20 protein-coding genes are annotated in these 17987 nt (G+C 38.5%); 19 read left to right on the forward strand and 1 reads right to left on the reverse strand.

Going from position 1 to position 17987, the window contains the following annotated elements; all coding sequences use genetic code 11:
• The first annotated feature begins 42 nt into the window (after positions 1-42).
• The 16 genes from COE49_RS02075 (at position 43) to COE49_RS02150 (ending at position 12661) form a co-directional block, all read left to right on the forward strand.
• Positions 43-633, forward strand: coding sequence for a TIGR01440 family protein (locus tag COE49_RS02075; protein WP_098252369.1), 591 nt, complete (start codon positions 43-45; stop codon positions 631-633).
• 215 nt (positions 634-848) lie between these two features.
• A complete protein-coding gene (gene glyA / locus COE49_RS02080; protein ID WP_140417438.1) occupies positions 849-2090 on the forward strand; it encodes a serine hydroxymethyltransferase in 1242 nt (413 codons plus the stop codon).
• 272 nt (positions 2091-2362) lie between these two features.
• The gene (gene upp / locus COE49_RS02085; protein WP_000517536.1) at positions 2363-2992 is read left to right on the forward strand and encodes a uracil phosphoribosyltransferase; all 630 of its coding nucleotides are present in this window, start codon (positions 2363-2365) and stop codon (positions 2990-2992) included.
• A 379-nt stretch (positions 2993-3371) separates the two neighbouring features.
• Positions 3372-3485 carry a DUF4024 domain-containing protein gene (locus COE49_RS02090; RefSeq protein ID WP_000232963.1) on the forward strand — a complete coding sequence of 38 codons (114 nt, stop codon included), beginning with the start codon at positions 3372-3374 and terminating at the stop codon, positions 3483-3485.
• 26 nt (positions 3486-3511) lie between these two features.
• On the forward strand, positions 3512-3736 hold the full coding sequence (locus COE49_RS02095) for an AtpZ/AtpI family protein (RefSeq protein ID WP_140417439.1): 225 nt from the start codon (positions 3512-3514) through the stop codon (positions 3734-3736).
• A complete protein-coding gene (locus COE49_RS02100) occupies positions 3736-4128 on the forward strand; it encodes an ATP synthase subunit I (RefSeq protein WP_000567600.1) in 393 nt (130 codons plus the stop codon). Before COE49_RS02095 ends, COE49_RS02100 begins: the two co-directional genes overlap by 1 nt.
• Positions 4129-4135: 7 nt before the next feature.
• Complete coding sequence (gene atpB, locus COE49_RS02105; RefSeq protein ID WP_088231980.1) at positions 4136-4855, forward strand: F0F1 ATP synthase subunit A; 720 nt, start codon at positions 4136-4138, stop codon at positions 4853-4855.
• A gap of 56 nt (positions 4856-4911) precedes the next feature.
• Complete coding sequence (gene atpE / locus COE49_RS02110; RefSeq protein WP_000052064.1) at positions 4912-5130, forward strand: F0F1 ATP synthase subunit C; 219 nt, start codon at positions 4912-4914, stop codon at positions 5128-5130.
• Between the two features lie 128 nt (positions 5131-5258).
• Complete coding sequence (gene atpF, locus COE49_RS02115) at positions 5259-5765, forward strand: F0F1 ATP synthase subunit B (RefSeq protein WP_001142625.1); 507 nt, start codon at positions 5259-5261, stop codon at positions 5763-5765.
• A complete protein-coding gene (gene atpH, locus COE49_RS02120) occupies positions 5762-6304 on the forward strand; it encodes a F0F1 ATP synthase subunit delta (RefSeq protein WP_088231982.1) in 543 nt (180 codons plus the stop codon). Before atpF ends, atpH begins: the two co-directional genes overlap by 4 nt.
• Positions 6305-6315: 11 nt before the next feature.
• Positions 6316-7824: a F0F1 ATP synthase subunit alpha gene (atpA, locus tag COE49_RS02125; protein WP_000027521.1), complete on the forward strand. Its 1509-nt coding sequence runs from the start codon at positions 6316-6318 to the stop codon at positions 7822-7824.
• 290 nt (positions 7825-8114) lie between these two features.
• The gene (gene atpG, locus COE49_RS02130; protein WP_088231983.1) at positions 8115-8975 is read left to right on the forward strand and encodes a F0F1 ATP synthase subunit gamma; all 861 of its coding nucleotides are present in this window, start codon (positions 8115-8117) and stop codon (positions 8973-8975) included.
• A gap of 239 nt (positions 8976-9214) precedes the next feature.
• Positions 9215-10624 (forward strand): F0F1 ATP synthase subunit beta, encoded by a 1410-nt coding sequence (atpD, locus tag COE49_RS02135; protein ID WP_001032589.1) that lies wholly within the window; start codon positions 9215-9217, stop codon positions 10622-10624.
• Between the two features lie 20 nt (positions 10625-10644).
• Complete coding sequence (gene atpC / locus COE49_RS02140) at positions 10645-11046, forward strand: F0F1 ATP synthase subunit epsilon (protein WP_000847215.1); 402 nt, start codon at positions 10645-10647, stop codon at positions 11044-11046.
• A 131-nt stretch (positions 11047-11177) separates the two neighbouring features.
• Positions 11178-11963 (forward strand): DUF975 family protein, encoded by a 786-nt coding sequence (locus COE49_RS02145; RefSeq protein WP_098252368.1) that lies wholly within the window; start codon positions 11178-11180, stop codon positions 11961-11963.
• A 44-nt stretch (positions 11964-12007) separates the two neighbouring features.
• The gene (locus COE49_RS02150; RefSeq protein ID WP_088231985.1) at positions 12008-12661 is read left to right on the forward strand and encodes a DUF975 family protein; all 654 of its coding nucleotides are present in this window, start codon (positions 12008-12010) and stop codon (positions 12659-12661) included.
• A gap of 80 nt (positions 12662-12741) precedes the next feature.
• Here COE49_RS02150 and COE49_RS02155 read toward each other — a convergent pair whose 3' ends face one another.
• On the reverse strand, positions 12742-15471 hold the full coding sequence (locus COE49_RS02155) for a putative bifunctional diguanylate cyclase/phosphodiesterase (RefSeq protein ID WP_098945678.1): 2730 nt from the start codon (positions 15469-15471) through the stop codon (positions 12742-12744).
• 290 nt (positions 15472-15761) lie between these two features.
• Between COE49_RS02155 and nuoA the strand changes: the two genes are divergently transcribed.
• From nuoA to COE49_RS02170, 3 genes are read left to right on the forward strand one after another with little or no spacing between them, the layout of a single operon-like run.
• The gene (gene nuoA, locus COE49_RS02160; RefSeq protein ID WP_000179277.1) at positions 15762-16130 is read left to right on the forward strand and encodes an NADH-quinone oxidoreductase subunit NuoA; all 369 of its coding nucleotides are present in this window, start codon (positions 15762-15764) and stop codon (positions 16128-16130) included.
• Positions 16121-16639, forward strand: a complete 519-nt coding sequence (nuoB, locus tag COE49_RS02165; RefSeq protein WP_071711210.1) for an NADH-quinone oxidoreductase subunit NuoB — start codon at positions 16121-16123, stop codon at positions 16637-16639. Before nuoA ends, nuoB begins: the two co-directional genes overlap by 10 nt.
• Positions 16636-17985 (forward strand): NADH-quinone oxidoreductase subunit C, encoded by a 1350-nt coding sequence (locus tag COE49_RS02170; RefSeq protein ID WP_098945679.1) that lies wholly within the window; start codon positions 16636-16638, stop codon positions 17983-17985. Before nuoB ends, COE49_RS02170 begins: the two co-directional genes overlap by 4 nt.
• The last annotated feature ends 2 nt before the right edge of the window (positions 17986-17987 follow it).

A 17987-nucleotide genomic window follows, 5' to 3' on the forward strand; every position in this document is an offset into this window, starting at 1 on the left:
CTAACTAGAAGCAGTATGAAATATAATTTGGTGAACCAACCTGTGAAAGGAAGAGGCGTAATGACAGAAATCGTAAAGGTAAGAGAACAGCTGCAAATGTCGCTTTCTGATTTCCAAGAACAAGCTTCATTACAAAGTGGTCAAATTTTTGTAGTGGGGTGTAGCACGAGCGAGGTGCTAGGAGAAAGAATTGGAACATCGGGAACGATGGAAGTGGCAGAAGCGATTTTTTCTGAGTTAAAACAATTTCAAGAGCAAACAGGTATCGAATTGGCTTTTCAATGTTGTGAGCATTTAAATCGTGCTTTAGTAGTTGAGAGAGATGTGGCGATAAAATATCAATTTGAAATTGTAACAGTTACGCCTGTTAGATCAGCAGGTGGTGCATTAGCAACATATGCATATCACAATTTGAAAGATCCGGTAGTAATTGAGTTTATTAAGGCGGATGCAGGAATGGATATTGGTGATACATTTATCGGTATGCATTTAAAGCATGTAGCCGTCCCGGTTCGTACAAGTGTGAAGGAAATTGGGAGTGCACATGTAACGATGGCAAAAACACGTGGAAAACTAATTGGTGGAGCGCGTGCTGTCTATGCGGCAGAGGAAGAAACTATCACTTGCCGGTAAATATGATAGAAGGTATGTTGTCTGACTTTATAATAGAAGAAAGAAAAGACCGATTTTCGGTCTTTTTTTTCTTTTATGATATAGAAAGTCATGTTAGAATGTAGTTGAAAACATGAAGGTTCGAAAGAATTACAACCTGAATTTTCGTTTTTTCTGGATAAAAAAGAAAAAACTATTGGGAATCGATGTAATTCGTTCAGAAAAGGGGGATTTTGGTGGATCATTTAAAACGTCAAGATGAAAAGGTATTTGCTGCAATTGAGGCAGAACTAGGTAGACAGCGTTCAAAGATTGAGTTAATTGCTTCAGAAAACTTCGTAAGTGAAGCGGTAATGGAGGCGCAAGGTTCTGTTTTAACGAATAAGTATGCTGAAGGATATCCTGGGAAACGTTACTATGGTGGCTGTGAACACGTAGACGTAGTAGAAGATATCGCACGTGACCGCGTAAAAGAAATTTTCGGCGCAGAGCACGTAAATGTTCAACCGCATTCTGGTGCACAAGCGAACATGGCAGTATACTTCACAATTTTAGAACAAGGCGATACAGTACTTGGCATGAATTTATCTCATGGTGGTCATTTAACACACGGAAGCCCTGTTAACTTCAGTGGAGTACAATATAATTTCGTAGAATATGGCGTGGATGCTGAATCTCACCGTATTAATTACGATGATGTATTAGCAAAAGCGAAAGAACATAAACCAAAATTAATCGTTGCAGGTGCAAGTGCATACCCTCGTGTTATCGATTTCAAACGATTCCGTGAGATTGCAGATGAAGTGGGCGCATACTTAATGGTTGATATGGCTCATATCGCTGGTTTAGTAGCAGCTGGTTTACATCCAAACCCAGTACCACATGCACATTTCGTTACAACGACAACACATAAAACATTACGTGGCCCACGTGGTGGTATGATTTTATGTGAAGAGCAATTTGCAAAACAAATTGATAAATCAATCTTCCCTGGTATTCAAGGTGGCCCACTTATGCACGTAATTGCTGCGAAAGCTGTTGCGTTTGGTGAGGCACTTCAAGATGACTTTAAAGCATATGCACAAAATATTATTAACAATGCGAATCGCTTAGCTGAAGGCCTTCAAAAAGAAGGACTTACACTTGTTTCTGGTGGAACAGATAATCACTTAATCTTAATTGATGTTCGTAACCTAGAAATTACAGGTAAAGTAGCAGAGCACGTATTAGATGAAGTTGGCATTACAGTGAACAAAAATACAATTCCATTTGAAACAGCGAGCCCATTTGTAACGAGCGGCGTACGTATCGGTACAGCAGCTGTAACATCTCGTGGTTTCGGTTTAGAAGAAATGGATGAAATTGCGTCACTTATTGCTTATACATTAAAAAATCATGAGAATGAGGCTGCATTAGAAGAAGCACGTAAGCGTGTAGAAGCGTTAACGAGCAAATTCCCAATGTATCCAAATCTATAAAAGATTGAAAAAGACTGTTGAAATGTAATTGTTTCGGCAGTCTTTTTTCATGGACATATATCACTTATAAAGTATGTATACAAATGATGAATAAATTTTGGCGATATAATGAAGGATACAGCTCCCATAATTGGTAAAGATACTAGATAGATTCGTGCAAAATCATGACTTTACCAAATTTGCCCTTGAATATTAGTAGCGTTTTCTTTACAATCGTAAATAGTGTAAAAAAGCGTGCAAACGCATGAATATCATCTAAAGGAGAGATTCACATGGGAAAACTGTATGTATTTGATCACCCGTTAATTCAACATAAGATTACATATATTCGCGATAAGAATACAGGTACGAAAGATTTTCGTGAATTAGTGGATGAAGTAGCAAGCTTAATGGCTTTCGAAATTACTCGCGATCTTCCACTTAAAGACATTGAGATTGAAACACCTGTAAGCAAAGCGACAACAAAAGTGATCGCTGGTAAAAAACTTGGTTTAATTCCGATTTTACGTGCAGGTTTAGGAATGGTTGATGGAATTCTGAAATTAATTCCAGCAGCAAAAGTAGGACACGTTGGTTTATACCGTGACCCTGAAACATTGCAACCGGTAGAATACTATGTGAAACTTCCAACAGATGTAGAAGAGCGTGACTTCATCGTACTAGATCCGATGTTAGCAACAGGTGGTTCTGCAGCTGAAGCAATTAACTCTCTGAAAAAGCGCGGTGCGAAACAAATTAAATTAATGTGTATCGTAGCTGCTCCAGAAGGCGTGAAAGTAGTACAAGAAGAGCATCCTGATGTGGATATTTATGTTGCAGCATTAGATGAGAAATTAAATGATCACGGATATGTAGTGCCAGGTCTTGGTGATGCTGGTGACCGTTTATTCGGAACGAAGTAAGACAACTGACGAGAAGGGGAGATTCCCTAGCTCGTCTTTTTTTTGGCCAGAAGCAAGTGGGGGAGGGGAGGATAAATATACATCGTATATACAACATAAGTAGCATACGTATCACATATAATATAGAAGTCTTACGTCTTGGGAACACTATATTATGGAAGGGAAGCGCTATGTTTAAAAAACGTAATAGTGACAAAGTTGTGAACATTTTCTTCTATTATAAAGAGAATACTGTTAGAAATTGCATATCTCTAACCAGTATTTAGAAGGGGAACGTTTTCATTTTTGGGAGGAAATGACTAATACTCAAATTTTTTGATTTTTTACGATTTCTCGTTGACACTGTTAATACCCTATTGTATGCTAACAACGGGGATAGATGGTAGGGCTTTCAGTGACAAAAATGCATCTATTCCGTGACGAAAATGTAAACTTTTTATTTTGTATAGAATTTATGCAGAAAAATGAGTTATTATTAACACATCGTGAATGAGGGTTACATATTGGAGGGATGAATCCTTGCAAAAAAACGATCGCAGCCATATAAAAGCATATGCTTTAATGTCAGGAATTCTTGCTCAGTTAGTCGGTTCTATTCTTGTTGGAATCTTTGGTGGGCAGTGGATTGATAATAAGGTTGGAACGTTTCCATTGTTTCTTATTGTAGGGTTATTACTCGGGTTAGGAACAGGGGTATACGCAATGATTCGACTCATTCGACATTACTATTCGGGAGAGCAATGATGATAGACGTACATGGACTTGTCCAAAGACAAAAGAAATATATGTACTACTTGCTTGCGCTTCTAGTGCTAGGATGGGGCTTTACCTCTTACAAGGATGTATTTCTTGGGCTGATTATCGGAACGATTTTCAGTTTTCTTAGTTTGCGCATCATTGCACGTAGAACAGACAAGCTGTTAGATCGCGTAACAAATGGAGAAAACGTGAAGTTTAAGGCAACAGCGGTAAGTACATATTCAAGGTTTGCCACGATTGGGTTATTAATTTTATTTGCAGCCAAATATCAAGAGTTAATTGCGATGTGGGGCTTAGGTGTAGGATTGCTGACAGGATACCTTGTCATGATCATAGATTTTCTTTATTTAGAGTATAAGAGCAGGGAAGAGAGGTGAATTACTAGTGGAACACGGTAAATTAGTTGAATTTCTAGGTTTAACGTTCGATTTGTCATCAGTTATGATGGTTACTGTAGCAGCAGTTATTGTTTTCTTAATCGCTGTTATCGGAACTCGCAGCTTAGCCCTTCGCCCAACCGGGATGCAAAACTTCATGGAATGGGTGTTTGACTTCGTGAAAGGGATTATCAATAGTACGATGGACTGGAAAACAGGTGGACGTTTCTTAACGCTTGGCGTTACGCTTATCATGTTTATCATCGTATCGAACTTCCTTGGTTTACCATTCATGTATTCAACAGTTGAGGCTGGCGAACATATTGCATGGTGGAGATCACCAACGTCTGATCCAGCAGTTACATTAACATTAGCCGTGATGGTAGTTACCCTCACCCATTATTATGGAATTAAGATGAAGGGTACGAAAGAATACATTAAAGGTTATTTCCAACCTATGAAATTCTTATTCCCATTAAAGGTTATTGAGGAGTTTGCTAACACATTAACGTTAGGTCTTCGTTTATTCGGTAACATTTATGCAGGGGAGATCTTATTAGGATTACTTGCTAAGTTGGGCGGAGCATCAGTTCTTGGCGCATTAGGTGCACTTGTACCGATGTTAGCATGGATGGGATTCAGTGTATTCGTTGGATCAATCCAGTCATTTATTTTCGTTATGTTAACGATGGTTTATATGGCTCATAAAGTAAGCCATGACCATTAATATAATTTAAGTAAGAAAAAATTTATTTTTTTATAATACAAAGGAGGACAAATTAAATGAGTTTAGGTGTAATCGCAGCTGCAATTGCAATTGGTTTATCAGCATTAGGTGCAGGTATTGGTAACGGTCTTATCGTATCACGTACAATCGAAGGTGTTGCTCGTCAACCAGAATTAAAAGGCGCACTTCAAACAATTATGTTCATCGGGGTTGCTTTAGTTGAGGCACTTCCAATCATCGGTGTAGTTATTGCTTTCATCGTAATGAACAAATAAGGGAGACTCCCCTTACATAGATGGCGAAGAGTGTTTTTTGAACTTTCTTCGCCATTGCTTTATGAACGAAACGTATGTCTTTTTTTTTCATATGATCAATTTAGATATTTTGAAGGGAGTGAATCCTTGTGCCAACTTTATTATTAGGGGCTTCCATTCCATTTGGAACGATTGCTTACACATTGTTCATTTTCTTACTTCTATTAGTAATGCTACGCAAATTTGCGTGGGGTCCTTTAATGGGAATTATGAAAGAACGTGAAGAGCATGTTACTAATGAAATCGATGCTGCAGAAAGAAGTAACGCTGAAGCGAAGAAGTTAGTAGAAGAACAACGTGAAATGTTAAAACAATCGCGTGTTGAAGCACAAGAGTTAATCGAAAGAGCGAAAAAACAAGCTGTAGATCAAAAAGATGTTATTGTTGCTGCTGCGAAAGAAGAAGCAGAATCAATTAAAGCATCTGCTGTACAAGAAATTCAACGCGAAAAAGAGCAAGCGATTGCTGCTTTACAAGAACAAGTTGCTTCTTTATCTGTTCAAATTGCTTCTAAAGTAATTGAAAAAGAATTAAAAGAAGAAGATCAAGTGAAGTTAATTCGCGATTATATTAAAGAAGTAGGAGAAGCGCGATGAGCAATGGGATTGTAGCAAAACGTTATGCTGTCGCTCTTTTTAAAATTGCAAAAGAAAAACACGTATTAGAAATGTTTGAAGAAGAATTACGCCTTGTACAAAACGTTTATGTGAAAAACGGAGAACTACATAGCTTTTTAACGCAACCGAACATTTCAAAAGAGCAGAAGAAAACGTTTCTTGCAAACGTATTCGGATCTGTTTCTGAATCTATTTTAAATACGTTATATATTTTAATTGATAACAAGCGTATTGAAATCTTACCTGAAATTGCAAATGAATATGTTGTTCTTGCTAATGAAGAACGTAACGTAGCGGATGCAACTGTATATTCTATTCGTCTTCTATCTGAAGAAGAGAAGCTTAACATTGCAGAAGCATTTGCAAAGAGAACGGGAAAAGATGCTATTCGCGTGAAAAATGTTGTAGATGAAGATTTACTAGGCGGAATTAAAGTACGTATTGGAAATCGCATTTATGACGGAAGTTTACAAGGAAAATTAGCACGTATTCAGCGTGAATTAATGAAGAATAGATAGGGGTGAAGCACATGAGCATCAGAGCTGAAGAAATTAGCGCACTGATAAAGCAACAAATCGAGAACTATCAGTCTGAAATCGAAGTTAGTGATGTTGGTACAGTTATCCAAGTTGGTGACGGTATCGCGCGTGCTCATGGTCTTGATAACGTTATGGCTGGTGAACTTGTAGAGTTCTCTAACGGCGTTATGGGACTAGCACAAAACTTAGAAGAAAACAACGTAGGTATTATTATTTTAGGACCTTACACAGAAATCCGTGAAGGTGACGAAGTTCGTCGTACTGGTCGCATCATGCAAGTACCAGTAGGTAAAGAACTAATCGGTCGTGTTGTAAACCCATTAGGTCAACCAGTTGATGGTTTAGGCCCAATCAATACAACAAACACTCGTCCAATCGAAAGTCCAGCACCAGGTGTAATGGATCGTAAATCTGTTCATGAACCACTTCAAACAGGTATTAAAGCGATCGATGCTCTTGTACCAATTGGCCGTGGTCAACGTGAGTTAATCATCGGTGACCGCCAAACAGGTAAAACAGCAGTTGCACTTGATACAATCATTAACCAAAAAGATGAAGATATGATTTGTATCTATGTAGCTATCGGACAAAAAGAATCAACTGTACGTAACGTAGTAGAAACACTACGTAAGCACGGTGCATTAGAGTACACAATCGTTGTAACTGCATCTGCTTCTCAACCAGCTCCATTATTATACTTAGCTCCTTATGCTGGTGTAACAATGGGTGAAGAGTTCATGTACAATGGTAAACACGTATTAGTAGTATATGATGACTTATCAAAACAAGCAGCGGCTTACCGTGAGCTGTCATTACTATTACGTCGTCCTCCAGGTCGTGAAGCTTACCCAGGGGATGTATTCTACTTACATTCTCGCTTATTAGAGCGTGCAGCAAAATTAAGTGATGCAAGAGGCGGCGGTTCTTTAACTGCACTACCTTTCATCGAAACACAAGCAGGGGACGTATCAGCTTACATCCCAACAAACGTAATCTCGATTACGGATGGACAAATCTTCTTACAATCTGACCTATTCTTCTCTGGCGTACGTCCAGCGATCGATGCGGGTACTTCAGTATCTCGTGTTGGTGGATCTGCTCAGATTAAAGCGATGAGTAAAGTATCAGGTACACTTCGTCTTGACCTTGCATCTTACCGTGAGTTAGAAGCGTTCGCTCAGTTCGGTTCTGACCTTGATAAAGCAACACAAGCGAAATTAAACCGTGGTGCTCGTACTGTTGAAGTACTAAAACAAGGATTACACAAACCGTTACGTGTAGAGAAACAAGTTATCATTCTTTACGCTTTAACACGTGGATTCCTAGATGATATCCCAGTAGTAGATATCACTCGTTTCGAAGAAGAATTCCATGCTTGGTTAGATTCAAATGCGACTGACTTATTAGAAGAAATCCGCACAACTAAGAAACTTGCGGATGACGATAAATTTGCAGCAGCAATTAACGGATTTAAAAAAGTATTCGTAGCTTCTGAATAATAAAAGCGGAAGCGGCTCGTTCTGAATGTGAGGGGGATGGAGCTTCTGACGAAGAGGCGGTCTTTGCCTCGTAGGAAGAAGTGAAGCCACCGAACATTCAAGCCGCTGGAGCTAGATAGTATATATAAAAGGCATCTCGGGCTCTGAGATTGCTAAAGGTCATGTAAAGGAAAAGAGTAGGTGCACCTATTCTTTTCCTTCAATCATGAGCAAGAATATCTTGCAACGTAGATTAGGAAGAGGATTCTTACTAATCGTGCCAACTTCCGGAAAAAAGGTGGTGAAAACCTGTGGCATCTTTACGCGATATAAAAGCGAAGATTACCTCGACAAAGAAAACGAGTCAAATTACGAAAGCGATGGAGATGGTATCTGCATCTAAGTTAAACCGTGCAGAGCAAAATGCTAAATCTTTCGTTCCGTATATGGAAAAGATTCAAGAAGTAGTAGCGAGCATTGCGCAAGGAAGCAAAGGGATTAATCATCCAATGCTAAATGCGCGTCCTGTAAAGCGTACAGGATACATCGTTATTACATCGGATCGCGGACTAGCAGGTGGTTATAACAGTAACGTATTACGTACAGTTAGTAACGTAATTCGTGAACGTCATAATATGGATTCAAACCAATATTCTATTATTGTGCTTGGACGACTAGGACGTGATTATTTAAAACGTCGCGGCTTTAACATCATTGATGAAGTAGTTGGACTATCTGACCACCCATCATTTACTGATATTAAAGATCTTGCTTCTCGAGCAATTGCGATGTTTGCAGATGGTGCTTATGATGAGCTGTACATTTACTACAACCATTACGTAAGTAAAATTTCACAAGAAGTAACGGAAAATAAAATTTTACCGCTTACTGATGTGGCGTCTGACAAACCGACGACATCTTATGAATTCGAACCTTCTGAAGAAGAAATTTTAAAAGTATTATTGCCACAATACGCAGAAAGCTTAGTGTACGGTGCATTACTAGACGGTAAAGCAAGTGAGCACGCAGCGCGTATGACAGCAATGAAGAGTGCTACAGACAACGCAATGGAAGTTATCGATTCACTTACACTTTCATTCAACCGTGCGCGTCAAGCAGCGATTACGCAAGAAATTACGGAAATCGTTGGTGGAGCAGCAGCGTTAGAGTAGTAATAAAAGGCGGAAGCGGTTCGTTCAGAATGAGAGGGGGATGGAGCTTTTGACGTAGAGGCGATTTGTGCCTCGTAGGAAAATGCGAAGCACCGAACATTCTAACCGCTGGAGCTAGATTCAATAAAAAGCGGAAGCGGCTCTGTCAAAAGAGTCGCGTAAGCTAAACTAATAAAAAAATTAAAAGCCGACTTCTTTTAGAAAGTTGGCTAATTAAAAGAAAGCTAGGAGGGAACCCGATGAATAAAGGGCGCGTTACGCAAATCATGGGTCCGGTTGTAGACGTTAAGTTTGATGGCGGAAAGCTACCAGAAATCTACAACGCCCTTACGGTAAAACAAAGCAACGAAAACGGAGCAAGCATTAACTTAACATTTGAAGTTGCACTTCATTTAGGTGATGATACAGTTCGTACAGTTGCGATGTCTTCCACAGATGGACTTGTTCGTGGCACAGAAGTAGAAGATACTGGTAAAGCAATCTCTGTACCAGTTGGTGATGCAACACTTGGTCGTGTATTCAACGTATTAGGTGATGCAATTGACTTAGATGGTGATGTTCCTGCGGATGTACGTCGTGATCCAATTCACCGTCAAGCACCTGCATTTGAAGAACTATCTACTAAAGTAGAAATTCTTGAAACTGGTATTAAAGTAGTAGACTTACTTGCTCCTTACATTAAGGGTGGTAAAATCGGTCTATTCGGTGGTGCCGGTGTAGGTAAAACAGTATTAATTCAGGAATTAATTAACAACATCGCACAAGAGCACGGTGGTATCTCTGTATTCGCTGGTGTAGGTGAGCGTACTCGTGAGGGTAATGACTTATACCACGAAATGAGCGATTCTGGCGTAATCAAGAAAACTGCGATGGTATTCGGACAAATGAACGAGCCACCTGGAGCACGTCAACGTGTTGCATTAACAGGTTTAACAATGGCTGAGCATTTCCGTGATGAGCAAGGACAAGACGTACTATTGTTCATCGATAACATCTTCCGTTTCACGCAAGCAGGTTCTGAAGTATCTGCCCTTCTTGGTCGTATGCCATCTGCGGTAGGTTACCAACCAACTCTTGCGACAGAAATGGGTCAATTACAAGAGCGTATTACATCTACAAATAAAGGGTCTATCACGTCTATCCAAGCGGTATATGTACCAGCCGATGACTATACTGATCCAGCACCAGCTACAACGTTCGCTCACTTAGATGCAACAACAAACTTAGAGCGTCGTTTAACACAAATGGGTATTTACCCAGCGGTAGATCCATTAGCATCTACATCTCGTGCGCTTTCTCCGGAAATCGTAGGAGAAGAGCATTATGAAGTAGCACGTCAAGTGCAACAAACTTTACAACGTTACAAAGAGCTTCAAGATATCATCGCTATCTTAGGTATGGATGAGTTATCTGAAGAAGATAAGTTAGTTGTACATCGTGCTCGTCGTATTCAATTCTTCTTATCTCAAAACTTCCACGTAGCTGAACAGTTTACAGGTCAAAAAGGTTCTTACGTACCTGTAAAAAATACAGTTAGTGGCTTCAAAGAAATTCTAGAAGGAAAATATGATGACCTTCCAGAAGATGCATTCCGCTTAGTTGGTGGCATTGAAGAAGTTATTGAGAACGCGAAGAAAATGATGGCGTAAGGCCTTAGGAGGGACGAAGTATGAAGACATTTCCAGTCAGTATTGTAACTCCTGATGGACCGGTTTACGAAAAAGAAGTAGAAATGGTAAGTGTAAAAGCAGAGAGTGGGGAAATGGGGATCTTACCAGGTCACATTCCAACTGTTGCACCATTAAAAATTAGTGCAGTTCGTCTGAAAAATGGTGGACACACTGATTATGTAGCAGTAAGCGGTGGCTTTATCGAAGTTCGTCCAGATAAAGTAACTGTATTATCATCATCTGCTGAAGAAGCAAACCATATCGATATCCATCGTGCAAATGAAGCGAAGCGTCGCGCTGAGCAACGTATGCAAGATAAACAAGCTCACGTTGACTTTAGACGTGCAGAAATGGCATTACAACGTGCTGTGAACCGTTTAAACGTTTCCGATATGAAATAAAAAATCCGTAAAGGCTTTGCCTTTACGGATTTTTTTATTGTAGTTTATGGATAATTTTACAAAAATGGTATAATTGTATTGATGCTCGTATAAGTAGAGAATGTACAACAATTTATAAAGGGGATGAACACATGATTGGTGAAATGAAACGAGAAGCATTGCACTCTTTAAAGGGAAAATGGGGACTAGGTGTTGGAGCAACAATTTTATATTTTATTTTAAGCTATGTTGTTGCAATGGCTGCAATGTTTATACTTTTTATTCCGGGAGTTATTATATTTTTCTTATTTGCTGGTTTAACAGGTTCAATTGAAGAGGAAACAATGTCAATTGGAGCAGGTATTACATTTGGAATTTTGTATTGCATAATGATCATTTTGAGTAATGCATCTTATGGTATTACGTCATATGGTTATACGAATGTGTTTCTACAGGTTAGTAAACGAGAAGGTGCTAAAATAGATCACTTATTCGAAGGATTTCGTGGCTTTAAGAGAATGATGAAAACAATGTGGGCAATGCTTGCGATTTTATTATATACAGGTACATGGATTCCGATATTGTTAACAGGTTTATTCATATTCTTAGGTGAAGAAGGGAATACGTCGTTTACAATTGCTTTCTTCGTACTATTAGCTATTTCAATTGTTGGTATAATTGTGATGTATTTTTCTTATACGATGACGTACTATGTGATGATTGAAAATCCAGAATATAGTGTTTCACAGGCAATGAAAGAAAGTAAGCATCTTATGAAGGGACATAAGTTAGATTTGTTTCTTTTATGGCTTAGTTTTATAGGGTGGGCTATTTTAGCACTTCTTACACTCGGAATAGGCTTCCTTTGGGTTAGTCCGTATATGAATACAACGACAGCACATTTTTATCGCTACATTTCAAAAGGTGAATTGCAGTAGGAACATGCTATACTAATAGAATTATTACGTATAGGAGGAAAGTTATGATTAGTGATTTAAAAGGAGAAGCGCTAGACTCGCTTGAAGGAAAATGGGGCTTAGCAGTTGGGGCAACACTACTCATTTCCATTCTTATTACGGCTTTTAGTTTTAGTGTTGATTGGGGAGTTTCTGCTGTTTTAGATCGACAAGAAATAGGGGGTTCACTTTCAGTGAATTTTCTTACATTTTTTGTTACTGGACCATTAACTTTAGGTGGATATTATCTTGCTTTAAATATCATTCGTGAAAAACAAGCTAGCATCGGTAATATATTTATTTGGTTTACGGCTGGGAAAAGATTTCTAAAATCATTTTTAGTATATTTATTAGTGAATCTTTATCTTTTTTTATGGACGTTACTTCTCATTATTCCAGGCATTATTAAATCGTTTTCTTATGCGATGACATATTTTATTATAAACGATCATCCTGAGTATTCATTGAACCAAGCTATTACAGAAAGCCGTCGTATGATGGATGGGCATAAAATGGAGTATTTCCTTTTATGTTTAAGCTTTATTGGTTGGTTCATATTAAGTTGTATTACACTCGGGATTGGATTCCTATGGTTAATTCCATATTTCTATACAACAGCTGCAGCTTTTTACGAAGAGATTGCAGAAGAATATTATGAGAAAAAAATTCCAACAATATAAAGTGAAATTGTAATCAGTCTAGAGCCATCCCCCCGCTATTTACTGCCCGTAAATAGCGGGATAAAAACACCCAGTGTGAACTATTTGTTCATACTGGGTGTTTTTTGTAGAAATCTTATAAATTGTTTACTTGTTAGAGGTTTACTGAAATAGTAACCTTGCATATATTTACAGTTGTTTTTTTGTAAAAATTTCAGCTGTTTTTCTGTTTCAATTCCTTCGGCAACGACTGAAAGATTTAAAGTATTTGCAAGAGAAAGAATGGTTGAAACGATGGCTCTTTCTTCAGGTCGATGATCGGCTAGTTGTGTGAATTCCCTCGGTATTTTTAATGTATCGATAGGGAAAATTGACAAATATGCAAGAGAAGAGTAACCGGTACCGAAGTCGTCAATAGATGTGTGAATACCATATTCTTTTAATTGTTTGAGTCTCAATAATGTTTCCTGTTCATTGATCATCGCAATTCTCTCGGTTAGCTCGAGTGTTACAGATTTAGGATGAACATTGACTTCTTGTAGTATTTGGGAAATATTTTCGATTAACTGATTTTGCTGAAACTCTTTTGCTGATAAATTCACACTCATTTTTAAATCTGTGTAACCAAGCATGTGCCATATTTTTAATTGGTAACAGGACTCTTTTAGCACCCAGTGTCCAAGCGGGATGACTTGAGGAGTCTCTTCTACAATAGGAATGAACTCATGTGGCGGAATGTCGCCTAGTAGTGGGTGTTTCCAACGTATTAATGCTTCAGCACCAATAATTTTTTTTGTTGTAATATCAATTTGTGGTTGATACACGAGATAGAACTCTTTATTTACTAAAGCGAGTGGCAAATCTTTTTCGATTCGAGCTTTTCGTTCTATTTTTTTATACAGTTCTTTCGTGTAAAGAGAGCTCCTATTTTTCCCTCTGTTTTTTGCTTCGTACATGGCCATATCAGCATGCTGCAAAATAGACAAAGGATCTTCACCTGCTTCAGGATATATCGCAATTCCGATACTCGGTGAAATTTGTAAATGTTGATTTTCGATTTCAAATGGTTTGTTCATGGCAGCTACAATCATATCAGCTATTTTTTGTACATCTGGCTTTTTTTTATAATTTTCGATGAGGATTGTGAATTCATCCCCGGCTAGTCGAGCAAGTTTCATATTTGGTGTTGATACTTGTTCGAGCCTTCTTGCTACTGCAATTAAAAGGAGATCTCCTACCCGGTGGCCGAGGGTATCATTAATTACTTTAAAGCGGTCTAGGTCGAGAAACATAACAGCAAAAGGTCTTTTCGTTATTTTTGCTTGTGCAATCGCTTCTTCTAAATATTGATGAAAGGAACGGCGATTTGCCAGCTCCGTTAACGTATCATGATATGCCAGGAAATTAATTTGTTCTTGTTGCTGTTTGCTTTCCGTAATATCTTTAATCATTAAATAGACTCCAGAAATGTGCTCCTTTAAAAAGATGGGAACAGCTGTAACATGCAAGTAGTAAATATCTCTGTTTTTGTGATATGCCCGTATTTCTAAAGAAATAGAACTTCCATTTTTCACATGATGAAAAGCATTAATAATTTTTTCTAAATCTCCCTCGTATATGAGTGAGTAATAGGGCTGATTTAATAATTCATTCGTTTGATAACCGAGTAACGTAGTACCAGCGTTATTCACTTTGAGAAAATTACCGTACAAATCTAGTGTGAAGATTGGATCTGGATGATGCTCGTATAAAGATTTAAACATTTGTTGGTTATGGTATAACTCGTTTTTTTGTTTCACTAAATCTTCTGTGCGTAGTTCAATTTGTTTCTCGAGTTCTAAGTTAAATTGCATTTGATATAGTAATAATATTTTATTTTGTTTTCGAACTAAACTATGGCGTATGAGAACGAAAGAGAAAGTAATCATAAGCCCGATTACTACAATAGGTGCAAAAACATTTTCGACCAATATAAAAACAATAAGCATTACCACTGAAACATAAGGTAATGATAATCGGATGGATTCACCAATTCTAGGTGTTAGTAATACTTGTTCTTGTTCTTCAGGCTCTTTTGTATGAAGAATACAGGAGATTGCTACTAGCACTAAGATCACTTGATAGAGTGGAGTAACTATAAACATAGAATACTCTGGTGTGAAATATTTTATATAAGCATAAATAGCATCGGTAGTAGCATATAAAATTAAAGCACTGCCAAGAAGTGCACCAACCCGTTTTGGTAATAAGGATAATGGTCTAAATAAAAGATTGATTCCTATTAAAAGAAAGAGTAAATCAACCATTGGATAGGTAAGTTGAACGAATATATCGATATAGGATGTTGTAAAAATGTGAATGGTTCGTTCAATGAGTAAGTAGTAACTTAAAGTAAATTGGGCTGTAACGATAATGCAAATATCACATAGCATAAAAAGCTTTTCTAATAAATCTCGGTTGTAAATGATTTCGTATAGAAAGGCAAGCGCAAAGCTAGTTAAAAAAAGTAAGTAAAAAAAATCAGACGGATCAACGAATGTATAGAAGTCCTTTAAAATTAAACGTTGATAGGCAACGACTATATCACCGATGAAATAAGAAAGAGCTCCAACTGATAATATCATCCAAAATAAACGAGGTAATCCTTTTTTCATATTTGAAAAATAGAGTATATAGCTACAAGCGATAATATCAATTAATAAGGTATTCATGCCGATTAATATTTGAAAAGGAAATGAGTATTCATATAGAAAGGGCATTACTGCGTAATGAATCAAGATACATAACAATAAAATGCTTATAAGAATACTTACATGTGTTTGTTTTTTCATTTATATCACCTACGTTATATACATATAAACTTTTCATTTTATTTTTTACGATTACTAAAAGACATATATATAATTTCTATGTTTATTTTGCACAGATATAGCGGGTTATAAAAATAGATTTTAATAATTTTTGTTTCTGTCCCCAACGTATCGACATCGGAATTTGAAGTTTGTTATAATAATTAAAATAGTTGCATTATTTAGAAAAATTTAAAAATAATAATTACTGCAACTAGGACATATTGTTTACTATGTGAACTTGTTCTTAATTTAGGGGGGAGGGTTTCACAATGGCGAGTGTATATGAAAATAGTTATATGATCGTTTTGATTTTCTTGCTAGTAGGCATATTGCTGCCGGTAGTGGCTCTTACATTAGGAAGAATGTTGCGCCCAAATAAGCCGAGTGCAGCGAAAGCGACGACGTATGAGAGTGGAATTGAGCCTTTTCATGATGCAAATATTCGGTTTCATGCTCGTTATTATATTTTTGCCCTATTGTTTGTCATCTTTGATGTAGAAACTTTATTTTTATATCCATGGGCTGTCGCATATGACAAGCTAGGTTTATTTGCATTAATTGAAATGCTCATCTTTGTTGTAATGTTGCTAGTTGGATTAGCGTATGCTTGGAAAAAGAAGGTGTTACAATGGTTATAAATTTTGAGGAATTACATCCAAATGAACGAGCGGAATTAGAACAAAATATCTTTTTTTCTACATTGGAACAGTTGAAAGGATGGGCACGGAGCAATTCTTTATGGCCGATGACGTTTGGACTGGCATGCTGTGCCATTGAAATGATGGGAGTAGGTTCATCACATTATGATTTAGATCGATTTGGGTCATTTTTTCGGACTTCACCAAGGCAATCGGATGTCATGATTGTGTCGGGAACGGTAACGAAGAAGATGGCTCCTATTGTTCGGCGTTTATACGATCAAATGCCTGAACCGAAATGGGTTATTGCGATGGGGTCTTGTGCGACAGCTGGTGGCCCGTATGTAAATTCGTACGCTGTTGTGAAAGGGGTAGATCAAATTGTCCCCGTTGATGTGTATATTCCTGGATGCCCACCCAATCCTGCAGCTTTAATTTATGGAATTAATAAGTTAAAAGAGAAAATTCGTTACGAGGCAAAGACGGGGAAGCAGGTGACGAATAAATGAGTGATCCAAATAAAGATTTAGAGGATTTGAAAAAAGAAGCGGCTAGGCGGGCGAAGGAAGAAGCGAGAAAACGTCTTGCTGCGAAACATGAGACAGAAATAAGTAAACTTGAGGAAGAAAATCAGGAAAAAGAGAAAGCGCTACCAAAAAATGACGAATTGACTGTAGAAGAAGCAAAACGTCGTGCCGCAGCAGCAGCAAAAGCAAAAGCGGCTGCACTAGCGAAGCAAAAGCGAGAAGGAAGCGAAGAAGTAACGGAAGAGGAAAAGGCCAAAGCGGCAGCAAAAGCAAAGGCGGCTGCACTAGCGAAGCAAAAGAGAGAAGGAAGCGAAGAAGTAACGGAAGAAGAAAAGGCTAAAGCGAAGGCGAAGGCAGCAGCGGCAGCGAAAGCAAAAGCAGCTGCACTAGCGAAGCAAAAGAGAGAAGGAAGCGAAGAAGTAACGGAAGAGGAAAAGGCCAAAGCGAAGGCGAAGGCAGCAGCGGCAGCGAAAGCAAAAGCGGCTGCACTAGCGAAGCAAAAGAGAGAAGGAACAGAAGAAGTAACGGAAGAGGAAAAGGCCAAAGCGAAGGCGAAGGCAGCAGCGGCAGCAAAAGCAAAAGCGGCTGCACTAGCGAAGCAAAAGAGAGAAGGAAGTGAAGAAGTAACGGAAGAGGAAAAGGCCAAAGCAAAGGCGAAGGCTGTGGCAGCCGCAAAAGCGAAAGCGGCGGCGCTAGCGAAGGCAAAAGCCTCACAAGGTGATGGAGATTCAGGAGATGAAAAGGCAAAGGCGATTGCAGCAGCGAAGGCGAAAGCGGCCGCAGCGGCAAGAGCGAAGACAAAGGGAACGGAAGATAAGAAGGAAGACGAGCTGAAGCAGGAAGAGCCGTCTGTGAATCAGCCGTATTTGAATCAGTATGTTGAGGTTATTAGGGAGAAAGTAGGAGCGGCTGCATTAGTAGATTCCTATATTAATAAACTTTCAAAAGATGTGCCAACTCTTGTGGTGGATTGCGCGAAATATTATGAAGTAATGGAGTTATTGCGATTCCATGAGGGACTTGCTTTTGATTATATGTCAGAGCTGCATGCGACGGATTTTGTGACACATATGGAAGTGTATGTTCATTTATTTTCATATGGAAAGAAACAGTCAGTAGCGGTGAAAGTAAAGCTGGACCGGGAGGCGCCGCAAGTAGAATCGGTGACAGCGCTTTGGAAAGGGGCGGACTGGCCGGAGCGTGAAGCGTATGATTTGCTTGGTATTGTATTTAAAGGGCATCCGAATTTATCACGTATATTAATGCCCGATGATTGGGTAGGGTATCCGCTTCGGAAAGATTATGAACCGTATGATGTGGAGGTGTAGCT

Source organism: Bacillus sp. AFS029637 (genome assembly GCF_002584985.1).
Classification (GTDB): domain Bacteria; phylum Bacillota; class Bacilli; order Bacillales; family Bacillaceae_G; genus Bacillus_A.

Excerpts from the sequence above, each read along its gene's own strand:
- upp (WP_000517536.1), top strand. The coding sequence starts at position 2,363 with ATGGGAAAACTGTATGTATTTGATCACCCGTTAATTCAACATAAGATT.
- COE49_RS02090 (WP_000232963.1), top strand. The coding sequence starts at position 3,372 with ATGGTAGGGCTTTCAGTGACAAAAATGCATCTATTCCGTGACGAAAAT.
- COE49_RS02100 (WP_000567600.1), top strand. The coding sequence starts at position 3,736 with ATGATAGACGTACATGGACTTGTCCAAAGACAAAAGAAATATATGTAC.
- atpE (WP_000052064.1), top strand. The coding sequence starts at position 4,912 with ATGAGTTTAGGTGTAATCGCAGCTGCAATTGCAATTGGTTTATCAGCA.
- atpH (WP_088231982.1), top strand. The coding sequence starts at position 5,762 with ATGAGCAATGGGATTGTAGCAAAACGTTATGCTGTCGCTCTTTTTAAA.
- atpA (WP_000027521.1), top strand. The coding sequence starts at position 6,316 with ATGAGCATCAGAGCTGAAGAAATTAGCGCACTGATAAAGCAACAAATC.
- atpD (WP_001032589.1), top strand. The coding sequence starts at position 9,215 with ATGAATAAAGGGCGCGTTACGCAAATCATGGGTCCGGTTGTAGACGTT.
- atpC (WP_000847215.1), top strand. The coding sequence starts at position 10,645 with ATGAAGACATTTCCAGTCAGTATTGTAACTCCTGATGGACCGGTTTAC.
- COE49_RS02145 (WP_098252368.1), top strand. The coding sequence starts at position 11,178 with ATGATTGGTGAAATGAAACGAGAAGCATTGCACTCTTTAAAGGGAAAA.
- COE49_RS02150 (WP_088231985.1), top strand. The coding sequence starts at position 12,008 with ATGATTAGTGATTTAAAAGGAGAAGCGCTAGACTCGCTTGAAGGAAAA.
- COE49_RS02155 (WP_098945678.1), bottom strand. The coding sequence starts at position 15,471 with ATGAAAAAACAAACACATGTAAGTATTCTTATAAGCATTTTATTGTTA.
- nuoA (WP_000179277.1), top strand. The coding sequence starts at position 15,762 with ATGGCGAGTGTATATGAAAATAGTTATATGATCGTTTTGATTTTCTTG.
- nuoB (WP_071711210.1), top strand. The coding sequence starts at position 16,121 with ATGGTTATAAATTTTGAGGAATTACATCCAAATGAACGAGCGGAATTA.
- COE49_RS02170 (WP_098945679.1), top strand. The coding sequence starts at position 16,636 with ATGAGTGATCCAAATAAAGATTTAGAGGATTTGAAAAAAGAAGCGGCT.